Below are 18,872 nucleotides of genomic sequence, written 5' to 3' on the forward strand. Positions count from 1 at the left end.
GGCGGCCTGCGCGCTGTAGCATCCGGTTCGAACGGGGGTATCAGGGGCTTGCGGACGATCGGTCGATTTCTGTTGCTGGCGGCGCTGCTGTGCCTCGGCCCGTGGCCGGCGTGCGCCGTGACGCTCGATTCCAGCGTCGCCGTCACCGACCCCGACACATTGCAGGCGCTCGAGCGTGGTGGTCTTTCCATCAGCCGCCTGCTCGGCCCGGCGCTGGGTCTCACCCGCGAGGTCGACAATCGCGGCCTGTTTTCGGTGCGTGCGCTGACCCCGGTGCGCAACGCCGTCAAGCAGGAGATCGCCGACGAGCCCGCCGGCAGTCCCGACCCCTATGTCGCCGCTATGGCGAAGACGAAGGACCCCAGCCAGAAATTCAACCCCAACTACATCGATGACGATGGCTCGACGCTGGACCTGACTGGCGTCGTCAACCGCATGGACCGCGGCTATCTCGGCCACACCGAATGCGGCGAGATCAGGCTGATCTACCGTTTCCATTATTCGGTGGCGGAGAAGCCGGCGAAAGGGACGACGGCACAACGCATTTCGTCGCGCCTGCCGCTGACCATGAGCCTGGTCTTCAACGCCAAGCCCGGCGAGGCTCGCGCCCGCGCTTCGAGAGACCGTCCAAGCGCCACCGCCGTGTCCTGTGCCGATGTGGCCAGGCGCTGGCTTACCGCCGGGCAAAAAGACCTTCCACCCGATCAGCTGGCAGCCTGGCTGCGATCCGATGAAGGGCCGCTGTCCAACGCCATGCTGAATTCATCGCAGATCATGCGGCTCGAACTCAACATGCAGGTTCTCCGGCTATCGGCCTCGAGCCGCCGCGATTTCGGCGGCCACGCCGAATATCTCCTCAAGATTTTCAAATGGGACCCGGCGACTTCCACCTTCCAGGAATCGAAGATGGAGAACCAGATCGACAGGAAGATCGTGCTGGCCGACCGGCCGGCCTTCGCCAAATGGCTGCTGACCGACCGCAACATCTACGATCTCGATCGCGGCCGGCTGGTCATCGACGACAAATTCCTGGCGACCAGCGCCGTCTCGGTCGCACCCGGCGGCATGGCCAGATCGCAAAACAACATCGCCTATGGGCTGCTCGACGATGCCGATATCGACAAGGCGCTGAAGGATTATGTCGCCAGGGGCAACGAATTGCGCAGCGTGAAATCGGTGGCCGGCTTCAATTTGCGTCTCAACGACATGACCTGCACCGGCTGCCATCAGACGCACGGCATTGCCGGCTTTCATTACACCGGCGCTGATCCGGCGAGCGAGCCGCGCCGCAACGCTGTCTTCGTACCGGGCTCGGCGGTGTTCTTCGCCGATCTGCCGCGCCGGCGCGCCATCGTCGAGGACTTCGCCGCCGGCGGCCATCCGGACTTCTCCCGCGGCTTCGCCGTCCGTCCCGATGCCAAATACGGCGAGGCGCTGAAAGGCACCGACCTCTACAATGGCTGGGGCTCGATCTGCTATCAGGGTGAGGATGCAAGCTTCAAGGACTGGAACTGTGGTGAAGGCCTGCGCTGCGCCGGCGTCCATGAAAGCGCCATCCATCCGGGCTTCGGCACCTGCGTCAGCGAGAAGGGCACCGCCGTCGGCGATCCCGTCGAGTTCGGCGAGATCAAGATGTCGAAATGGGGCAGCGACCAGTATTGCCGCCTGTCGCCGGCCACCGCAAAGGCCTGTGCCATCGATCCGGCGCGCGACAAGAAACCGCTGATAAAACTCGCCGGTTATGGCGCGGCGCGCCAGCGCTACGACAATCCCGAACAGAAGACCGGCGGCTTTCCCGGCGGCATGCTGCGCAAGGCGAGCTGCGACAAGCTTCCGGACGAGGCAAGCTGTGGGCGGCTGGCCAAGACCGGCTTCAACGACTGCATCGCTTCGGGCAAGGACCACAAATTCTGTACCAAGGAATTCACCAAGACCGCCGGCCTGCGCGCCTGCGACAAGGCGCATCCCTGCCGCGAGGACTATATCTGCACCGCCGGCTATGACGATCTGGCCGAGGCCAAGCTTGGCAAGGGCACCTGCATCCCGCCCTATTTCATCTTCCAGTTCCGCGTCGACGGCCATCCGCGCAGCTGGGTACAGGATGTGAGCGAAGAATAAGCAGCGCGTTGGCGCTTGCGAGCGAGAACTCAGCTCTTCTGCTTGGCGCCCGCGCTTTTGCCATCCGAGCTTTTGGAGCGTTCCTCGAAACGCGCGGCGCCCTTCTTCAGCGGCCGGCCGGTTTCGGCTTCGGTCTTGCGCTCGTCTTTTGCGGCAGCCTGCTTCAAACCCTTTGCAGCCTGCTTGCCCTTCGCGGTCGGTGCCTGTTCGACGCCCATGGTTATCCTCCTTGGCGCGCAACAATCGCGCGCGACGTCAGGAGCAACGAGCCTGAGGTGTAGAGGTTCCCGTAGACTTTGGTTCGAGGCTGGCAAGGCTCAGCGCGGCGTGATCATCGCCTTGCGGAAGGCTTCCAGCGTCTCGGCGCTGACGTGATGCTCGATGCCCTCGGCATCGATGCGCGCCGTCTCGGCGCTGACGCCGAGCGAACGCAGGAAGGCTTCAACCGTTTGGTGGCGGATGCGGCTTTCCTCCGCCACCTTGCGGCCGGCATCGGTCAGGAACACGCCGCGATACGGCTTGCGGGAGACGAGCCCGTCGGCGCACAGCCTGGTCAGCATCTTGGCCACCGTCGGCTGGGCGACACCAAGCCTTGCCGCGATATCGACCTGACGCGCCTCATTGCCGTCCTCGATCAGGTCGGCTATCAGCTCGACATAATCCTCGACCAGCGCGCTGCGGCGCGCTTCGCGCGTCTGCCGGAAGCCTTCGGAATGGACATCGGCATCCGGAAGCGGCTCTTCGCGTCGAACCGGTTTGTGCTTCAGCGCCAATACGTGCTCCCTCTTGGCTTTCGACAAATCAATCCGCCTTTGCCATTCATAGCACAGGCTTAACTGTTCCAGCCGTTTATTTGCATTCCATGGCAGGCGCAACCGGCGTTTGCGATCACCCCCTGCGTGTCCATTGGCTGCCCTCATAAGAAGCACATACAATGAAATATAGCCTGTTGCATAATGTTGAGCCCTGGCATAGATAGGATGCCAGATACCAATCCATTCAGTGGAAAACCGTACATGTCCGAAGCCGACGCAACCGTGGGATCAACCTGGCGATTTGACAGGCCGGAGGACAATCCGCCCAGCCTGCGCGAGGTGAATTCCACGATCACGGTGCCGCAATCCGGCGTCTGGTTCCGCCGTCTGTTCGCCTTCATGGGGCCGGGCTACATGGTTTCGGTCGGCTATATGGACCCGGGCAACTGGGCGACCGATCTCGCCGGCGGCGCGCAGTTCGGCTACACGCTTTTGTTCATCATCATGCTGTCCAACCTGATGGCGATCCTGCTGCAGGCGCTCGCCGCCCGGCTTGGCATCGCCACCGGCCGTGACCTCGCCCAGGCCTGCCGCGCCTACTATCCCCGTCCCGTCAGTTTCGTGCTGTGGATCGCCTGCGAACTCGCCATCATCGCCTGCGACCTCGCCGAAGTCATCGGCACGGCGATTGCGCTGCAGCTTCTGTTCGGCATTCCGCTCATCGGCGGCGCCATGCTGACGGCGCTCGACGCCTTCATAGTGCTTTTGTTGATGAACAAGGGTTTCCGCTATCTCGAAGCCTTCGTCATCGCGCTTTTGATCATCATCTTCGGCTGCTTCGCCATCCAGATCTTCGCCGCCGCCCCGCCGGTCGGCTCGATCCTGCATTCGATGTTCGTGCCGTCGACGGAGATCGTCACCAACCCGGCGATGCTCTACATCGCCATCGGCATCATTGGCGCTACGGTCATGCCGCACAATCTCTATCTGCACTCCTCGATCGTGCAGACACGCGCTTATGAGCGGACCGAAAAGGGCAAGCGCGACGCCATCAAATGGGCGACGACCGACTCGACCATCGCGCTCATCCTGGCGCTGTTCGTCAACGCTTCGATCCTGATCGTCTCGGCTGTCGCCTTCCACGGCACCGGCCATCAGGACGTCGCCGAAATCGGCCAAGCCTTCGAACTCCTGTCGCCGCTGCTTGGCCTCGGCATCGCCTCTATCCTGTTTGCGGTGGCGCTGCTGGCCTCGGGCCTCAACTCGACGGTTACGGCAACGCTTGCCGGTCAGATCGTCATGGAAGGCTTCCTGCGCCTGCGCATCCCGCAATGGGCGCGCCGGCTGCTGACGCGCGGCATCGCCATCGTTCCAGTGGTGGTCGTCACCGCGTTCTATGGCGAAAAGGGCACCGGCCAGTTGCTTGTCTTCAGCCAGGTGATCCTGTCGATGCAGCTTCCTTTCGCGGTCATCCCGCTGGTGCAGTTTGTCTCCGACAAGAAGAAGATGGGCAACCTTGCCATTCCGCGCGGCGTGGCGGCCCTCGCGTGGGTGGTCGCCGCGATCATCCTGGTGCTCAATTTCAAGCTGCTCTACGACACCGTCTTCGGCGTCGGCTGAGCTTCTTCTCGAGTAGTTCGCCGTTTCGCGGAAACGGCGACCTGCTCTATCTCTTTGTTTTAACGCAATTCCCAAGGGAAAGTCGTTTCACACTTTTGCTGGAATTGCTCCAGACCGCGACAAACTGGCGGCTTGCGCTATCTTGTTCGCCATCATGACAAATGTCGAAGACGCCAGGAAATTCTATGCGCAGTTGATGGCGGCCAGTGCCGGCTCGGCCGATCCGCGTCTCGAACAGGCTTTCGCCACGGTGCCGCGCGAGGCCTTTCTCGGCCCCGGACCCTGGACGGTGGTTGCTGGCAGGGCGCTGATCACCGGCAACGGCAAGATCATGACGCCGAGCGCCGATCCGGTTCACATCTATCAGGACGTGCTGGTGGCGCTCGATGCCGACAAGGGCATCAACAACGGCGAGCCCTCCCTGCACGCCATGTGGATCGGCCGGATCGCCCCCAGACCGGGTGAGGCCGTCACCCATGTCGGCGCCGGCACCGGCTACTACACCGCCTTGCTGGCACGGCTGGTTTCGCCTGGCGCGGTCACCGCCTTCGAACTGGAGGCCGACCTTGCCGCCAAAGCGACAAAGAACCTCGAAACCTATGACAATGTCAGCGTCATTCACGGTGATGCCGTCACGAGCGATCTGCCGCCTTCCGACATCATCTATGTCAACGCTGGCGTCATCGCTCCGCCGGTTGCCTGGCTGCGAGCGCTAAAGCCCGGCGGCCGCATGATCTTTCCCTGGCGCCCGTCCCAGGGCGTCGGCCTTGCCGTGACGGTGACCCGCACAGACAAGGGCTTTGCCTGCGACCCGTTCATGCGCTCATGGTTCATCCCTTGCGTCGGCGCCTCGGTCGCCAACTCGGCGGCGAAAATCCCCGACCTCCAGCAAGCGGCGCGAAGCCGCTCCATCTGGCTGACATCAGACAGGGCGCCGGACCGGACCGCCACCGCTGTCATCGGCGACGTCTGGTTTTCGTCGCAGGCGCTTGGCGGCAGGCGACAGCGGCAATAGGTATCGTTTTTTGCTGTTACCTGTCGGAAGGCCGCCTGCCGGTCCGTCCTTGGATCGAAGTCCGGCCCGACGACGCGGACCAAAGAGAAGGAAAAATCCAATGAGGAAGATCATCGCTGCCACCTTCGTCAGCCTCGACGGCGTCATGCAAGCGCCAGGCGGTCCGGAAGAGGATCCGGTTGGCGGCTTCGAGTTCGGCGGCTGGACCTTCCATTATTTTGACGAGGTGGCGGGCGTGGCGATGGAAGAACTCTTCTCCAAACCCTTCGCGCTGCTGCTCGGCCGCAGGACCTACGACATCTTCGCGGCGTACTGGCCTTACCAGAAAGATCCGATCGGAGATGCCTTCAACCCTGCGACCAAATATGTGGCGACGCATCGACCGGACAGCCTGACCTGGGAGAACACGCAATGGCTTGGGGAAGATATCGTCGCGGCGTTGCGCCGCCTCAGCCAAGAGGATGGGCCTGATCTGCTCATCCAGGGTTCGGGCGAGCTGATCCGGACTTTGCTGGCCGACGGGCTGATCGATGAAATCCGGCTGATGACCTTCCCGTTATTGCTGGGCAAGGGAAAGCGGCTGTTCGGCGACGATGCGATGCCGGCCGCCTTCAAGCTGGTCAAGTCGCAGGCGACAACCACCGGTGTCATCATGGCAACCTACGAACGATCAGGCGAGATCAAGGTCGGGTCGTTTGCCACGCAAGAGCCGTCCGACGCCGAGCTCGAGCGGCGCAAAACCTGGAAGTGAGTGGTTATTTCTCCCCGTCACTTTACGGAGAGAAATGCCCGGCAGGGCAATGAGAAGCAGCGCTGACCTCGCCAATTGGACGAAAAGTCTGTTTATCTGAAAACGGATCGGTTCGCGCCGCCCCTCCCGCCTGCCGGCACCTTCTCCCCGTATGGTGACGGGGAGAAGGGGCGCACCCTCAAGCCGCCACAGCCCGCCGTGCCAGCCCATCCCTGATATACCGCGCGAATTCCTGCACGGCCGGCGCTGCGCCGTACTTGGGCAGGTGCAAATTGATCGAGAAATTCGGCAGCGGCGGCAGCCCTGAATCGGAAGGCAGAATGTCGAGATCGGCCGGCACGGTGGAGGCGAGCCATGTGGTGACTGCGAGGTCGGAGCGCACCGTCGCGGTCGTGGCGTCGATGTTACCGTTTTCGAACACGGTGCGCCATTCCAGCCCGTGTTCGTTCAGCGCCGACAGCACCACCGGGCGGAAGGCGCAGGTGTCGGCAACGATCGACACCGGCAGCGGTCGCTTGGCGCGGGCAACGCCTCCCTTGGCCCCGACCCAGACCAGCCGGTCGATGACCAGGCATTCGCCGGCCGACGGACCGACCCGTTCCTCGATGACGGCAAGATCGATGGTGCCGGCCGCAAGGGCGGCAGTAAGCTCCGGCGAGGCGGCACAGAGCAGCGAAATCTCGACCCGCGGATAGGCCTCGGAATAGGCCTTCAGCACCGGCGCCAGCAAGGTGCCGACGAGATCGTAGGGCACGCCGAGCCGCACCTGGCCGGCCACGTCCGTGCCCGCCATCTCGGCCCAGATTTCGTCATTGAGGCCAAGCAGCCGCTTTGCCTTGCCGAACAGCCGCTCGCCGGGCCGTGTCAGCCGCAAGCCGCGCCGGTCGCGCTCGAACAGGCTGCAGCCGAGCGCCTCCTCCAGCCGCTTGACCTGCTGACTGACGGCGCCTTGCGTCAAATGCAGCGCGTTTGCCGCGGCTGTCATGCTGGCCTTGTCGGCGACGGTGACGAAGGTGCGGATCAGCGCCGTGTCGAGGTTTCGGATCATGGCTAGCATTATATCTGCTAATGCCAGGCATCGCAAACATTGCATTTACTGAAGCAGGCGGCAGTCTACCATGGGGCCTTCGATGAAGGACGCCTCATGCTCCAGCCCATCCTGCCGCTCATCATGTTTGCCTTCGTGGCCACCGCCACGCCAGGCATCGCCACCACCTTGTCCACCGCTTCGGGCGCGCAGTTCGGCTTTCGCCGTTCTGTGCCGCTGATGGCCGGCAGCGCTGCCGGCCTTGCCACGGTGACCGGAGCCGCCGCCGCCGGGCTTGCCGGCCTGCTGCTCGCCATGCCGTCGCTGCAGCTGGCGATGAAGATCATCGGCTCGCTCTATCTCATCTGGCTGGCCATCAAGATCGGCCGCGCCGGGCCGCCCAATCTCGATGTGACGATGGCCAAGCCCAACAGCTTCTTCGGCGGCGCAGGCATTCAGTGGATGAACCCGAAGGGCTGGGCGATGGGACTGGGTGCCGCAGCCTCGTTCGCGGCGCTGGCCGACGGACCGGGACAACTGGCTTTGCTGCTCGGCTCGACCTTCGGCCTGACGGCTGCGATCTCGCTGTCCGTCTGGTGCGTGGCGGGCATGGTGCTGGCACGGCTGCTCAAGACCGAATGGCAATGGCGCGCGCTCAACATCGTGCTGGCGCTGGTGCTGGCGGCGTCGATCATTCCGATGTGGCGGGGGACTTAGCCGCTCCAGTTCCTCGCCCCCATGAAATGGGGGAGAGGTGGCTCGGCGAAGCCGAGACGGAGAGGGGGGATTAGCGCGACGACGGCGACCCAGCTCCCGTAAGGCATCCGCCCTACGAGGGCCCCCTCTCCGGCCGCTTCGCGGCCACCTCTCCCCCGCTTTGCGGGGGCGAGGAACCCGAGTTCTGTCAACTCAAGCCGCGTAGCGGGCCGCCGGCTTGTCGGCGTGGAGGCTGCCGTAGAAGGCCTGCCGGGCGCCGAGGAAGGTGTCGAGCTTGGCCGCATCGGCAAGCGCCGGCACGGTGACGGCTTCACCCCTGGCGAGACCCACAAGTGCCGCATCGACCATATCGTCGGCGCTCATGATGATTTCCTTCGGCAGGTTGTCGATATCGCTGCCGGCAAGCTCCCAGAAATCGGTGCGGGTCGCACCCGGCAGCACCGCCTGGACCTTTACATTGGTGCCTGCGACCTCGCGGTGCAGCCCTTCTGTGAAGTTGACGACATAGGCCTTGGTGCCGCTGTAGATGCCGCCGAACGAGGTCTCATAGGCGAGCACCGAGGCGATGTTGACGATGGCGCCGCGGTTGCGCGCCAAAAGCCCCGGCAGCACGGCGCGGGTCAGGCGGGTCAAGGCAATGACATTGACCTTGATCATGCGCTCGGCCTCGTCGGCGTCGGCGGTCGCCACGACCTGCTGGCCGCCAATGCCGGCATTGTTGACCAGCAGCGTCACGCTGTCGTCGGCGGCGATCGCCTGCTCGACGCGGCGCACATCATTGTCGTCGGCGAGATCTGCGGCAATCACGCTGACCTTGCGCTTGTAGGCATAACGCAGCTTTTCAGCCAGTTCCTCGAGCCGGTCGGCGCGCCTCGCCACCAGCACCAGATCGTAGCCCTGCCCGGCCAGCCTGTCGGCATAGACCGCTCCGATGCCGGCCGACGCGCCGGTGATGACTGCGGTGCCCTTATTGTCCTGTCCACTCATTGTCCTGTTCCTTTTTAGCTGCCCGGCGAGATGGGATGTCCCCCTCGCCGCCTGATTTCCAATTAGTGGCATATACCACTATCTGGGAAGTAGGTATATGCCACCATCTTGTCAACGGAGGCGGCAGAAACTATTTCTGCGGCAGGCCGACAGACGCTTTCGCCGGTGAGGAGTCGTGATGACCAAGACTGCGATGCCGGGATTCAGCCCTTGCAACAATGCCACGCTGCGGCGCGCCGCGCGCAAGCTCAGCCGCTTCTATGACGATGTGATCGCGCCTTCTGGCCTGAAGGGCACGCAATACGGCCTGCTCTACCAGATCTATATCGGCAGCGAGCCGGCGATGGGCACCATAGCCGAAGAGATGGTCATGGATCTGTCGGCGCTCGGCCACACGCTGAAGCCGCTGATCCGCGACGACTATATCGAGACCTTCGCCGACAAGGACGATCGCCGCATCAAGCGGGTGCGGCTGACGACCCAAGGCCTCGCCAAGCTCGAAGAGGCGACGAAACTGTGGAGCACTGCCCAGCAGCGCTTCGAGGACATGGTCGGCAGGCAACGGGCGGCCGATTTGCGCGCCATGCTGGATGAAGTCGCGGAGCTGGATTACGAAGTACCACCGGCCGCCCCTTCAAGCTGAAGAAGCGGCCGGCGATCATATCTGGAAACGGCATTACTCCGCCGGCATGGCGACTGGTCGTGCCGCCCAGCGGCCGGCCAGCACGACGCCGAGCCCGATAACCGGGAACACCGCCGCCACCAGGCCGAGATCGGCCGGCACGCCGTAGCGCAGCACCGCACCGCCGACCACCGCGCCCAGCGCCACGCCGAGATAGAGCGCCGAGGCATTGAGCGACAGCACGATCGGAGCGGCGTCTGGCGCCAGCTTGATGATGCGGCTGGCCTGCGCCGGCGGGAACGCCCAGCCGACGATGCCCCACGGCACCATCATGGCCATCAGCACCGGCCCGGCGATGTGCTGCGGAAGGAAGGTCGGGACGACCGAGAGCATGACCAGCATGGCCGCGCTCAGCGCCAGCGACCAGCCGACGGTGCGCGTCGCGCCGAAACGGTCGGCCGCCTGGCCACCGGCAATGTTGCCGATGACGGCGCCGACGCCAAAGGCGAGCAGCATGCCGGGCAACGCAATCGGGCTGAGGCCCCCGCTTTCGATGGCCAGCGGTGCGACATAGGCAAAGACGGCGAAGGCACCGATCAGCGCCAGAGTCGTCGTCAGCAGGATTGGCATGACGCCGGGGCGCACCGCTGCCGAAAGCCGTGCCCGCAGCGGCAGTCTGGTGCCGATGATGCCACGCGGCAGCCGATACCACAGGATGGCGCCGACCAACGCGCCAAGCCCGGCAATGGCAAAGAAGGTGCCGCGCCAGCCGGCAAAGGCGGCGACCAGCGCGCCGAGCGGTGCGCCAAGCGCAACCGCCACGGTGGTGCCGCCGACGACCACGGCAATGGCGCGCGCCCGGTGATGGTCATCGACCAGCGCCACCGCCGTGCCTTGCGCGGTTGCGGCAAACAGGCCCGAGGACAGCGCCATGATTATGCGGGCAATGAGCAGCAGTTCGAAGGACGAGCTCAGCGCCGCAACCAGATTGCCTATGACGAAGAAAGTCAGCGTCCACAGGATGACGCGGCGCCGGTCCCATTCACCGGTCAGCGTCGCCAGGATCGGCGTGCCGATCGCATAGGCGAGCGCAAAAGCGGTGATCAGCGTGCCGGCGAGCGGAATGGAAATGCCGGCGTCGGTGGCGATGTCGGGCAAAAGGCTGGAAATGACGAAGCCTTCGGTCGAGATCGTGAACGATCCGAGCGCAAGCCAAAAGAGGCGCTTGTCCATTGGGGTGTCCTTAGTTCAAAGCTTATTGAACAATTGGACATAACAGGGCATGATGTCAATGAAGGTGGCCAAAAATAGCTGAACCCTGCTGACAGCCCTGTGTCAGGACAGCCGGCGGGCCTGATCGCGAACGGAGAAATACTGTGTATGCGCGGGACAAGATGGACGCGTTGAAATCGCCACTGACTGTGCTTAGTTTCGGGCCATGACCTTGCCGCATCCCAACACAGACCAGATCAGCCTGCCGATCGTGCTCGGCGTGCTTGGCGATCCGACCAGGCTCGCCATTGTGCGCTATCTCGCCAGCAAGGAGGGCGTGGCGTTGAACTGCAGCCAGTTCCTCGACCTCGGCTCGAAGACCAATCTCAGCTATCACCTCGCCAAGCTGCGCGAGGCCGGCGTCACCCGCGCCGAAGTGGTCGGCACCAACCGCATGATCACGCTGCGCCGCGCCGATCTCGACGCCCGCTTCCCCGGCCTGCTCGACAGCGTTATCGCCGCGGCTGGCGACGACCCTGCCCTGCCCGCGGTTGGAGGCCACGACATCGAACTGCCGGCTTGAGGCTGCAGCTTCGCAAGTAAGGTTTCTGTCGCTCCTAGCGCTGCCAAAAACCGATATGCGGGGCGAGAAGTTCCTCTTCCATCTCGGGGAAGGGACCGTGGACCTCGACCGGCTTCTGCCCGGAGGCGAGGACTGTGCGCGACGACAGGTTCATCGTCGGATTCTCGGCGTGGTCGGCAGTCAGCGCGAGAAGCTTGGTCTCCTCGTAGCCATAGACCAGCCGGCCGATATTGGCCCAGTAGAGCGTTCCGGTGCACATCGCACAGGGCTCGCCGGTGGTGACCAGCGTGCAGGACCAGAGGAATTCCGGCGGATAGGCGTCCGCCGCACGCCGGGAGAGTTCGGTTTCGGCGTGGCGCACGGTGTTGATGTTGCCTTGCCGCATCAGGATGCGATCGTCGGGGCCGACGAGCACACAGCCGAAAGGATGATGCCCGTGCGCGGCAGTCGCGCGCGCGACGTCATTGGCGGCGCGGAGGTGGGCTACCATCTGGTCGCGGGTCATCGCCTGGTCCCTCCAAGGCTGTCTTGAGCAGATCTCCCCCCAGATGAACTCTGGAATGGCGTGGACGGTAGCAGATGGAGTGCTTCCGCAAAAGCCACGGGTGGGGCTGCCGGCTGTCCCGAACGATCTCAAGGGCTTGATACCGAAGGCACGGGCTTGATAACGAAGACGGGCCGCAAAGCCTCCAACGCGGCTGCACCAGGGAGCCCGCCGCATGCGCATCGCCGTCCTCGCCGACATCCACGGTAACGTCCTGGCACTGGATGCCGTGCTCGACGACCTCAAGCGGCGCGGCGGCGCCGATTTCACCATCAACCTCGGCGATTGCGTCTCCGGTCCGCTGTGGCCGCGCGAGACGTTCGAGCGGCTCGAAGCGCTCGACCTGCCGACCGTGCGCGGCAATCATGACCGCCGCGTTGCCGTCGATCCCGCCGACGACACGATGTGGGCTTCCGACCGCTACGCGCAGGAACGGCTGACGGAGGCGCAGCGCGAAGCCCTGTTCGCCCTGCCCTTCACGCTGGAGATCATTCCCGGCGTGGTCGCCTTTCATGCCCGGCCTGACCATGACGAGAAATATCTGCTCGACGCGATCGTCGATGGCCAACTGGTGCGCGCACCGCTCGCGGCTATTCAGCGGCGGCTGAACGGGCTCGCCTGCCGCATCGTGCTGTGCGGACACAGCCACCGCCCAGAGCTGATCCGCATCCCCGACGGCCCCGTGATCTTCAACCCCGGCAGCGTCGGCGCCCCCGCCTATGACGACGACACCCCGCCGGCGCATGTTTCGGAGCAAGGCAGCCCGCATGCGCGCTACGGCATCGTCACCTTGGATGGTGAAGGACCCGACCGTTTCGAGACCATCGCCGTCGACTACGACCATGAAGCGGCAGCCAGACAGGCCGAACAGGCGGGACGGCCCGAATGGGCGCACGCGCTCAGGACTGGCTTCATGCCCAAATCCGCTGGGCAAGGCTCCGTTTGACGGCAAAGCCGTACCCTGCGCCGCCCTCCCGGCACCAAACATCGGACGCATTTTCGGACTTACATGGCGCCGTATCGTCCCTTATAAAACCGCCTCGGCATGCGGCAGGACCTGCCGCGGCAAAGGTACAGAGTATCAGTGCACGGCCAATGATGAGGCGCATCGTTACGCTCCGAACAAGTCTGCATGCGCTGATTGCCGCTCCGCTGCTGACGGCGTGGCTCGCCGTTGTCCCGGCCCGCGCCGAAGAGGCGCCCTTCATCTCCATCGTCACAGGGCTTGCCCCCGACGATCTGCTCAACATCCGCGCCAAGCCATCGCCGATGGGCAAGACCGAGGCGCGGGTGGCTGCCGGCGCGAGCGTACGCAACCTCGGCTGCAACGACATTGACGGACATCCCTGGTGCAAGATTGTTTCAGACAATCCCAAAGTCACCGGCTGGGCGCCGGCGCGCTATCTCGTTCCGGTCAATCCGGCGACCGTGCCCGAATCTGACCAGCCAACAGATGCGTCCACTGTCGCCACGGCCACTGATGCCGGCCCGGACGCCACGACGCCTTCCCCACCGCCCGCACCTGCGCCGCCGCCTGACCTGACGCAGCGTCTTGGCGGCACGGATCCAGGCGCGCCGAAATCCGCCGCAGAGATCGGCAGGACCGCGATGGACGATGCCTATGGCATGGCGTTCGCGGCGATCGAGCCCTCCCCTGCTCCGCCCGCGCCCGGCATCCCCTGCGCGCGCCATGTCGGCGAGCCGATGACCCAGTGCCAAATAAGCGTCGCCCATACCGGCGGCGACAGCGCCGTGACCGTGACCTGGCCGGACGGCGGCGCGCGCATCATCAGCTTCCATGGCGGCTTGCCAGTCGGCTCCGACTCGGCCGACGAATTCCGCTTCACCCGCGAAGGCAGCTTGAACATGATCCGCATCGGCACCTCCGAGCGCTTCGAGATCACCGACGCCGTGGCGACCGGCGAAGAAGGCAGTAGGGAATAGGCAGTAGGCACTTCAACCTCGCCTAATCCCTACTGCCCCAATCCCTACTGCCTTCCTTGCATTTTCGGGGTTACATCCGCCAAAACTCTTCCCTATAAGGCCCTCCTAGCCTGATACCAGAATCGCAAGCACAACCGGCCGGGTCTTCCCGTCCCGGTTTTTCGTGCAAGCCGCTCGCCGAACGGAACTCACAACGATGCCAAGACGCACCGACATCAAGTCGATCCTGATCATCGGGGCCGGCCCCATCGTCATCGGCCAGGCCTGCGAGTTCGACTATTCCGGCACCCAGGCCTGCAAGGCGCTGAAGGAAGAAGGCTTCCGGGTCATCCTGGTCAATTCCAACCCGGCCACCATCATGACCGACCCGGAACTGGCCGACGCCACTTATATCGAGCCGATCACGCCGGAGGTCGTCGCCAAGATCATCGCCAAGGAGCGCCCCGATGCGCTGCTGCCGACCATGGGCGGCCAGACCGCGCTGAACACCGCTTTGTCGCTGCGCCGCATGGGCGTGCTCGACCGTTACAATGTCGAGATGATCGGCGCCGACGCCACGGCTATCGACAAGGCCGAGGACCGCGCTTTGTTTCGCGAGGCGATGAAGAAGATCGGCCTGGAAACGCCGAAGTCGATGCTGGCCAACGCCACCGACGTCAAGAACACCGACCGCAAGACGCATGAGGCCGAGCGCGCCACGCTCAAGGCCGAAAAACCTGCCGATCTCGACGCAGCGCTCGACGCGCTGGAAACACGCTGGAACCTCGGCGAAGGCGACCGCAAGCAGCGCTACATCAGCCATGGCATGGCGATCGCAGCACAAGCGCTCGACCATGTCGGCCTGCCCGCCATCATCCGCCCGTCCTTCACCATGGGCGGCACCGGCGGCGGCATCGCCTACAACCGCGCCGAATTCTACGATATCGTCCAGTCCGGCCTCGACGCTTCGCCGACCACCGAAGTGCTCATCGAGGAAAGCGTGCTCGGCTGGAAGGAATATGAGATGGAGGTCGTCCGCGACAAGGCGGACAATTGCATCATCGTCTGCTCGATCGAGAACATCGACCCGATGGGCGTGCACACCGGCGATTCCATCACCGTCGCGCCGGCGCTGACCTTGACCGACAAGGAATACCAGATGATGCGCAACGCCTCGATCGCGGTGCTGCGCGAAATCGGCGTCGAGACCGGCGGCTCGAACGTGCAGTTCGCCGTCAACCCGGCCGACGGCCGCCTCGTCGTGATCGAGATGAACCCGCGTGTCTCGCGCTCGTCCGCTTTGGCTTCGAAGGCGACCGGCTTCCCCATCGCCAAGATCGCGGCAAAACTTGCCGTCGGCTACACGCTGGACGAGCTGGAGAACGACATCACCGGCGGCGCCACCCCCGCTTCGTTCGAGCCGTCGATCGACTACGTCGTCACCAAGATTCCGCGCTTTGCCTTCGAGAAATTCCCCGGCGCCGAGCCGGTGCTGACCACCGCCATGAAGTCGGTCGGCGAAGTCATGGCCATCGGCCGCACGTTCCAGGAGTCTTTGCAGAAGGCGCTGCGCGGTCTGGAAACAGGCCTGACCGGCCTCGACGAAATCGAGATCCCCGGCCTTGGTCATGGCACTGCGCCCGCCAGCCACGTCGACGACCGCAACGCCATCCGAGCCGCTTTGGGCACGCCGACACCCGACCGGCTGCGCATGGTGGCGCAGGCGATCCGCATGGGCACGTCGCTGGAAGACGTGCACGCAATGTGCAAGATCGACCCGTGGTTCCTCGAGCAGATCGCCGGCATCCTGGCCATGGAAGCCCGCATCCGCGAGCACGGCATTCCGCAAGACGCCGTCAATCTGCGCATGCTGAAGGCCATGGGCTTCTCCGACGCCCGCCTCGCGTCGCTGACGAACACCGATGCCGAAGTGATTCAGAGGATTCGCGAAAAGCTCGACGTTCATCCGGTTTATAAGCGCATCGACACCTGTGCTGCCGAGTTCGCCTCACCCACCGCCTACATGTATTCCACCTACGAGGTTCCGTTCGCCGGTGTGCTGGCTAATGAAGCGCAGGTGTCATCGCGGAAAAAAGTCGTCATCCTCGGCGGTGGTCCGAACCGCATCGGCCAGGGCATCGAGTTCGACTATTGCTGCTGCCATGCCGCCTTCGCGCTGCGCGACGCCGGCTATGAAGCGATCATGATCAACTGCAACCCCGAGACGGTGTCGACCGACTACGACACCTCCGACCGGCTCTATTTCGAGCCGCTGACGGCGGAAGACGTGCTGGAGATCCTGCGCGCCGAACAGGCCTCGGGCGAGCTGGTCGGCGTCATCGTCCAGTTCGGCGGCCAGACGCCGCTGAAGCTCGCCGACGCGCTGGAGAAGGCCGGCATCCCGATCCTGGGGACGTCACCCGACATGATCGATCTGGCCGAAGACCGCGACCGCTTCCAGAAGCTCTTGCACAAGCTCAACCTCACCCAGCCGAAGAACGGCATCGCCTACTCCGTCGAGCAGGCCCGCCTCGTCGCTGGCGAGCTTGGCTTCCCGCTGGTGGTGCGCCCCTCCTATGTGCTTGGCGGCCGCGCCATGCAGATCATCCATGACGAGGGCATGCTGCAGTCCTATCTGCTCGACACCGTGCCCGGCCTGGTGCCGGAGGACATCAAGCAGAAATACCCCAACGACAAGACCGGCCAGATCAACACGCTCTTGGGCAAGAATCCGCTTTTGTTCGACACCTATCTCTCGGGCGCCATCGAGGTCGATGTCGACTGCCTCTGCGACGGCAAGGAGACCTTCGTCTCCGGCATCCTGGAGCATATCGAGGAGGCCGGCATCCATTCGGGCGACTCGGCCTGCTCGCTGCCGGTGCATTCGCTGCATCCGGACCTCGTCGACGAGTTGGAGCGGCAGACGGCAAGCCTCGCCCGCGCGCTCAATGTCGGCGGCCTGATGAACGTGCAATACGCGATCAAGGACGGCACGGTCTATGTGCTGGAGGTCAACCCGCGGGCATCCCGCACCGTGCCCTTCGTCGCCAAGACCATCGGCCGCCCCATCGCGAAAATCGCCGCCCGCATCATGGCCGGCGAAAAGCTGGAAGACGCCTTCGCCCACTACGGCGCCATGCCCGACCCGAGAAACCCCGGCCACATCGCGGTCAAGGAAGCCGTCTTCCCCTTCGCCCGTTTCCCCGGCGTCGACATCCTGCTCGGCCCGGAAATGCGCTCGACCGGCGAGGTCATGGGCCTCGACCGCGATTTCGCGCTGGCCTTCGCCAAGAGCCAGCTCGGCGCCGGCGTCGACCTGCCGCGCTCCGGCACGCTGTTCGTCTCCGTGCGCGACGAGGACAAGAAGGGCATCCTGCCGGCGGTGAAGCGCCTCGCCGGCCAGGGTTTTAAGGTGATGGCCACATCAGGCACCGCCCGCTTCCTCGCCGAGAACGGCGTCGTCGCGGAGAAAATCAACAAGGTGCTCGAGGGCCGTCCCCACATCGAAGACGCCATCCGCAACCGCCAGGTCCAGATCGTCTTCAACACCACGGATGGCCAGAAGGCTGTGTCGGACTCCAAGTCGCTGCGCCGCGCCACGCTGATGCAGAAGGTGCCGTATTACACGACGCTGTCGGGTGCTGCCGCGGTGGCCGAGGCGATTGCGGCGCTGAAGGCAGGGAGCCTGGAGGTCAGGCCGCTGCAGGAGTATTTTGCTTAGAAATTAGCTCTCTTCTCCCCGTCGCTATACGGGGAGAAGATGCCGGCAGGCAGATGAGGGGCAGCGCGAGCCTAGGTGGTCAAGTCGCGACGTCAGCAACAACCGCTTTCACGGCCTTGCTCTTGGCTCTCTCCAACTTATTCATGGCCTTCCGCATCCTGGCGACCGCCTCCTTCGCCCTATCACCCTCGATCGTATCTCGCTTGATCACTTCATTTTCGACCAACTGCGACAGGTTCTCGTTGCCAACCTTGATGTCCGGAAAGAGCTTCCGGATCTCCCGGCGCACCACCGAGATCACTGCTTCGGAACGTATGATCGCCGAGACCGTAAACTTGTTGAACAACTGGGCCTGCTGATGAAAAGCGTCCATCGCATCGGTCGTCAGCCCTTCCTTGGCGAATAGGAAGAGGCACTGCAGATGATCCTCATTCTTGGGGTTCATATCGGCAAGGACAATCCGGCAAACTTCTTCGTGGCTGATCTGGTTTGCCACATAGATACGGACCAACCGCCATTCGACCGCATTGGTCAGGATCACCCAGTGAATGCCTTGGTGAGCTCCGTAGTCGATAACCTGCCTCAAGTGATTATCGGCCAAGCTGCTGCCCGCTGATTTCACCTCGACAAGCAATCGCAATTTTCCTGCGATCTTGATCGCGAGATCGCAGTATGTGGCTTTGATCTGATGCTCCGACGTCAGTTCCTCATATTTATCATAGCCAAAAACATCAGCCAAGATGTCCTTGACTAAGGTAACCGTGTCGGCCTCCGCGACATCGGATTTTTGTTGAGCCAACGTAATCCGCTGGTACTTCTTTAGGTTCGACGCAACGCGCTCGCCGAATTTCTTCGGTAATTTGTTCATGGCTCGCCCTCCCTATCCCCGATGACAGTTGAGGGCGAGTTTACTCGAAAGACAAGCGGAAATTATTTCATGAGGAGAGAAGTGCCTTCACCCCACCGCCACACATTCAATCTCGATATCGAACTCCATCGGCCATGACGCCACCGGCACAAACGTCCGCGAGGGCGGGTTTTCCGGGAAATGCCTGGCATAGACGCGGTTGATGGCGTTGTAGAAGCCGGCATTGGCGGCGTAGATGCGCACCATCAGCACATTCTCCAGCGAGCTTCCCGACGCTTCGAGACAATGGCGCAATGCCCTGAGCGACGCCTCGGTCTGCACCTCGATGTCGCCCTTGACAAGTTTGCCAGTCGTGAGATCGAGCGGTGGCATGCCGGAGACGAAGACCAGCCCCGCCCCCTTGGTCACC

The 18,872-nt window shown here is 63.7% G+C and carries 18 protein-coding genes; 10 read left to right on the top strand and 8 right to left on the bottom strand.

What is annotated here, in order from left to right; genetic code table 11:
* Window positions 1-48 precede the first annotated feature (48 nt).
* A complete protein-coding gene (locus AC04SG_RS02930; RefSeq protein ID WP_488549848.1) occupies window positions 49-2,118 on the top strand; it encodes a hypothetical protein in 2,070 nt (689 codons plus the stop codon).
* 29 nt (window positions 2,119-2,147) lie between these two features.
* On the opposite strand, the gene AC04SG_RS02935 is transcribed toward AC04SG_RS02930, so the two are convergent.
* Together AC04SG_RS02935 and mntR are read right to left on the bottom strand one after the other, a co-directional pair.
* Window positions 2,148-2,336, bottom strand: a complete 189-nt coding sequence (locus AC04SG_RS02935) for a hypothetical protein (protein WP_477236907.1) — start codon at window positions 2,334-2,336, stop codon at window positions 2,148-2,150.
* A 99-nt stretch (window positions 2,337-2,435) separates the two neighbouring features.
* On the bottom strand, window positions 2,436-2,891 hold the full coding sequence (gene mntR, locus AC04SG_RS02940) for a manganese-binding transcriptional regulator MntR (RefSeq protein WP_488549876.1): 456 nt from the start codon (window positions 2,889-2,891) through the stop codon (window positions 2,436-2,438).
* A 243-nt stretch (window positions 2,892-3,134) separates the two neighbouring features.
* Between mntR and AC04SG_RS02945 the strand changes: the two genes are divergently transcribed.
* The 3 genes from AC04SG_RS02945 (at window position 3,135) to AC04SG_RS02955 (ending at window position 6,259) form a co-directional block, all read left to right on the top strand.
* Window positions 3,135-4,493, top strand: a complete 1,359-nt coding sequence (locus AC04SG_RS02945; RefSeq protein ID WP_352589713.1) for an Nramp family divalent metal transporter — start codon at window positions 3,135-3,137, stop codon at window positions 4,491-4,493.
* A gap of 154 nt (window positions 4,494-4,647) precedes the next feature.
* Window positions 4,648-5,508: a protein-L-isoaspartate O-methyltransferase family protein gene (locus AC04SG_RS02950; protein WP_488549849.1), complete on the top strand. Its 861-nt coding sequence runs from the start codon at window positions 4,648-4,650 to the stop codon at window positions 5,506-5,508.
* A 100-nt stretch (window positions 5,509-5,608) separates the two neighbouring features.
* Window positions 5,609-6,259: a dihydrofolate reductase family protein gene (locus AC04SG_RS02955; RefSeq protein WP_488549850.1), complete on the top strand. Its 651-nt coding sequence runs from the start codon at window positions 5,609-5,611 to the stop codon at window positions 6,257-6,259.
* 178 nt (window positions 6,260-6,437) lie between these two features.
* Here AC04SG_RS02955 and AC04SG_RS02960 read toward each other — a convergent pair whose 3' ends face one another.
* Window positions 6,438-7,316: a LysR family transcriptional regulator gene (locus tag AC04SG_RS02960; protein ID WP_488549851.1), complete on the bottom strand. Its 879-nt coding sequence runs from the start codon at window positions 7,314-7,316 to the stop codon at window positions 6,438-6,440.
* An 87-nt stretch (window positions 7,317-7,403) separates the two neighbouring features.
* On the opposite strand from AC04SG_RS02960, the gene AC04SG_RS02965 reads away from it, so the two are divergent.
* Window positions 7,404-8,003, top strand: a complete 600-nt coding sequence (locus tag AC04SG_RS02965) for a LysE family translocator (RefSeq protein WP_488549852.1) — start codon at window positions 7,404-7,406, stop codon at window positions 8,001-8,003.
* Window positions 8,004-8,195: 192 nt separating this feature from the next.
* Here AC04SG_RS02965 and AC04SG_RS02970 read toward each other — a convergent pair whose 3' ends face one another.
* Window positions 8,196-8,990: an SDR family NAD(P)-dependent oxidoreductase gene (locus AC04SG_RS02970; RefSeq protein ID WP_477339204.1), complete on the bottom strand. Its 795-nt coding sequence runs from the start codon at window positions 8,988-8,990 to the stop codon at window positions 8,196-8,198.
* A gap of 178 nt (window positions 8,991-9,168) precedes the next feature.
* Here AC04SG_RS02970 and AC04SG_RS02975 point away from each other — a divergent pair, with 178 nt between their 5' ends.
* Window positions 9,169-9,633: a MarR family winged helix-turn-helix transcriptional regulator gene (locus tag AC04SG_RS02975; RefSeq protein WP_488549853.1), complete on the top strand. Its 465-nt coding sequence runs from the start codon at window positions 9,169-9,171 to the stop codon at window positions 9,631-9,633.
* 33 nt (window positions 9,634-9,666) lie between these two features.
* Here AC04SG_RS02975 and AC04SG_RS02980 read toward each other — a convergent pair whose 3' ends face one another.
* Window positions 9,667-10,845 carry an MFS transporter gene (locus tag AC04SG_RS02980; RefSeq protein WP_488549854.1) on the bottom strand — a complete coding sequence of 393 codons (1,179 nt, stop codon included), beginning with the start codon at window positions 10,843-10,845 and terminating at the stop codon, window positions 9,667-9,669.
* 205 nt (window positions 10,846-11,050) lie between these two features.
* Between AC04SG_RS02980 and AC04SG_RS02985 the strand changes: the two genes are divergently transcribed.
* The gene (locus tag AC04SG_RS02985; protein WP_112567379.1) at window positions 11,051-11,407 is read left to right on the top strand and encodes an ArsR/SmtB family transcription factor; all 357 of its coding nucleotides are present in this window, start codon (window positions 11,051-11,053) and stop codon (window positions 11,405-11,407) included.
* A gap of 34 nt (window positions 11,408-11,441) precedes the next feature.
* Here AC04SG_RS02985 and AC04SG_RS02990 read toward each other — a convergent pair whose 3' ends face one another.
* Window positions 11,442-11,912: a nucleoside deaminase gene (locus tag AC04SG_RS02990; RefSeq protein WP_488549855.1), complete on the bottom strand. Its 471-nt coding sequence runs from the start codon at window positions 11,910-11,912 to the stop codon at window positions 11,442-11,444.
* Window positions 11,913-12,126: 214 nt separating this feature from the next.
* Between AC04SG_RS02990 and AC04SG_RS02995 the strand changes: the two genes are divergently transcribed.
* The 3 genes from AC04SG_RS02995 (at window position 12,127) to carB (ending at window position 17,595) form a co-directional block, all read left to right on the top strand.
* Entirely contained in the window at window positions 12,127-12,897 is a 771-nt protein-coding gene (locus tag AC04SG_RS02995; protein WP_488549856.1) for a metallophosphoesterase family protein, read from the top strand.
* A gap of 149 nt (window positions 12,898-13,046) precedes the next feature.
* The gene (locus tag AC04SG_RS03000; RefSeq protein WP_488549857.1) at window positions 13,047-13,895 is read left to right on the top strand and encodes an SH3 domain-containing protein; all 849 of its coding nucleotides are present in this window, start codon (window positions 13,047-13,049) and stop codon (window positions 13,893-13,895) included.
* A gap of 196 nt (window positions 13,896-14,091) precedes the next feature.
* Window positions 14,092-17,595 (top strand): carbamoyl-phosphate synthase large subunit, encoded by a 3,504-nt coding sequence (gene carB, locus AC04SG_RS03005; protein WP_488549858.1) that lies wholly within the window; start codon window positions 14,092-14,094, stop codon window positions 17,593-17,595.
* Between the two features lie 79 nt (window positions 17,596-17,674).
* Here the strand turns inward: carB and AC04SG_RS03010 are convergent, their stop codons facing one another.
* Both AC04SG_RS03010 and AC04SG_RS03015 read right to left on the bottom strand, forming a co-directional pair.
* Window positions 17,675-18,463 (bottom strand): hypothetical protein, encoded by a 789-nt coding sequence (locus AC04SG_RS03010; protein WP_488549859.1) that lies wholly within the window; start codon window positions 18,461-18,463, stop codon window positions 17,675-17,677.
* An 87-nt stretch (window positions 18,464-18,550) separates the two neighbouring features.
* Window positions 18,551-18,872 (bottom strand): RidA family protein (locus AC04SG_RS03015; RefSeq protein WP_488549860.1); only part of this gene is annotated, 322 nt, incomplete at its 5' end.

This window comes from Mesorhizobium sp. CNPSo 4684, assembly GCF_057784315.1.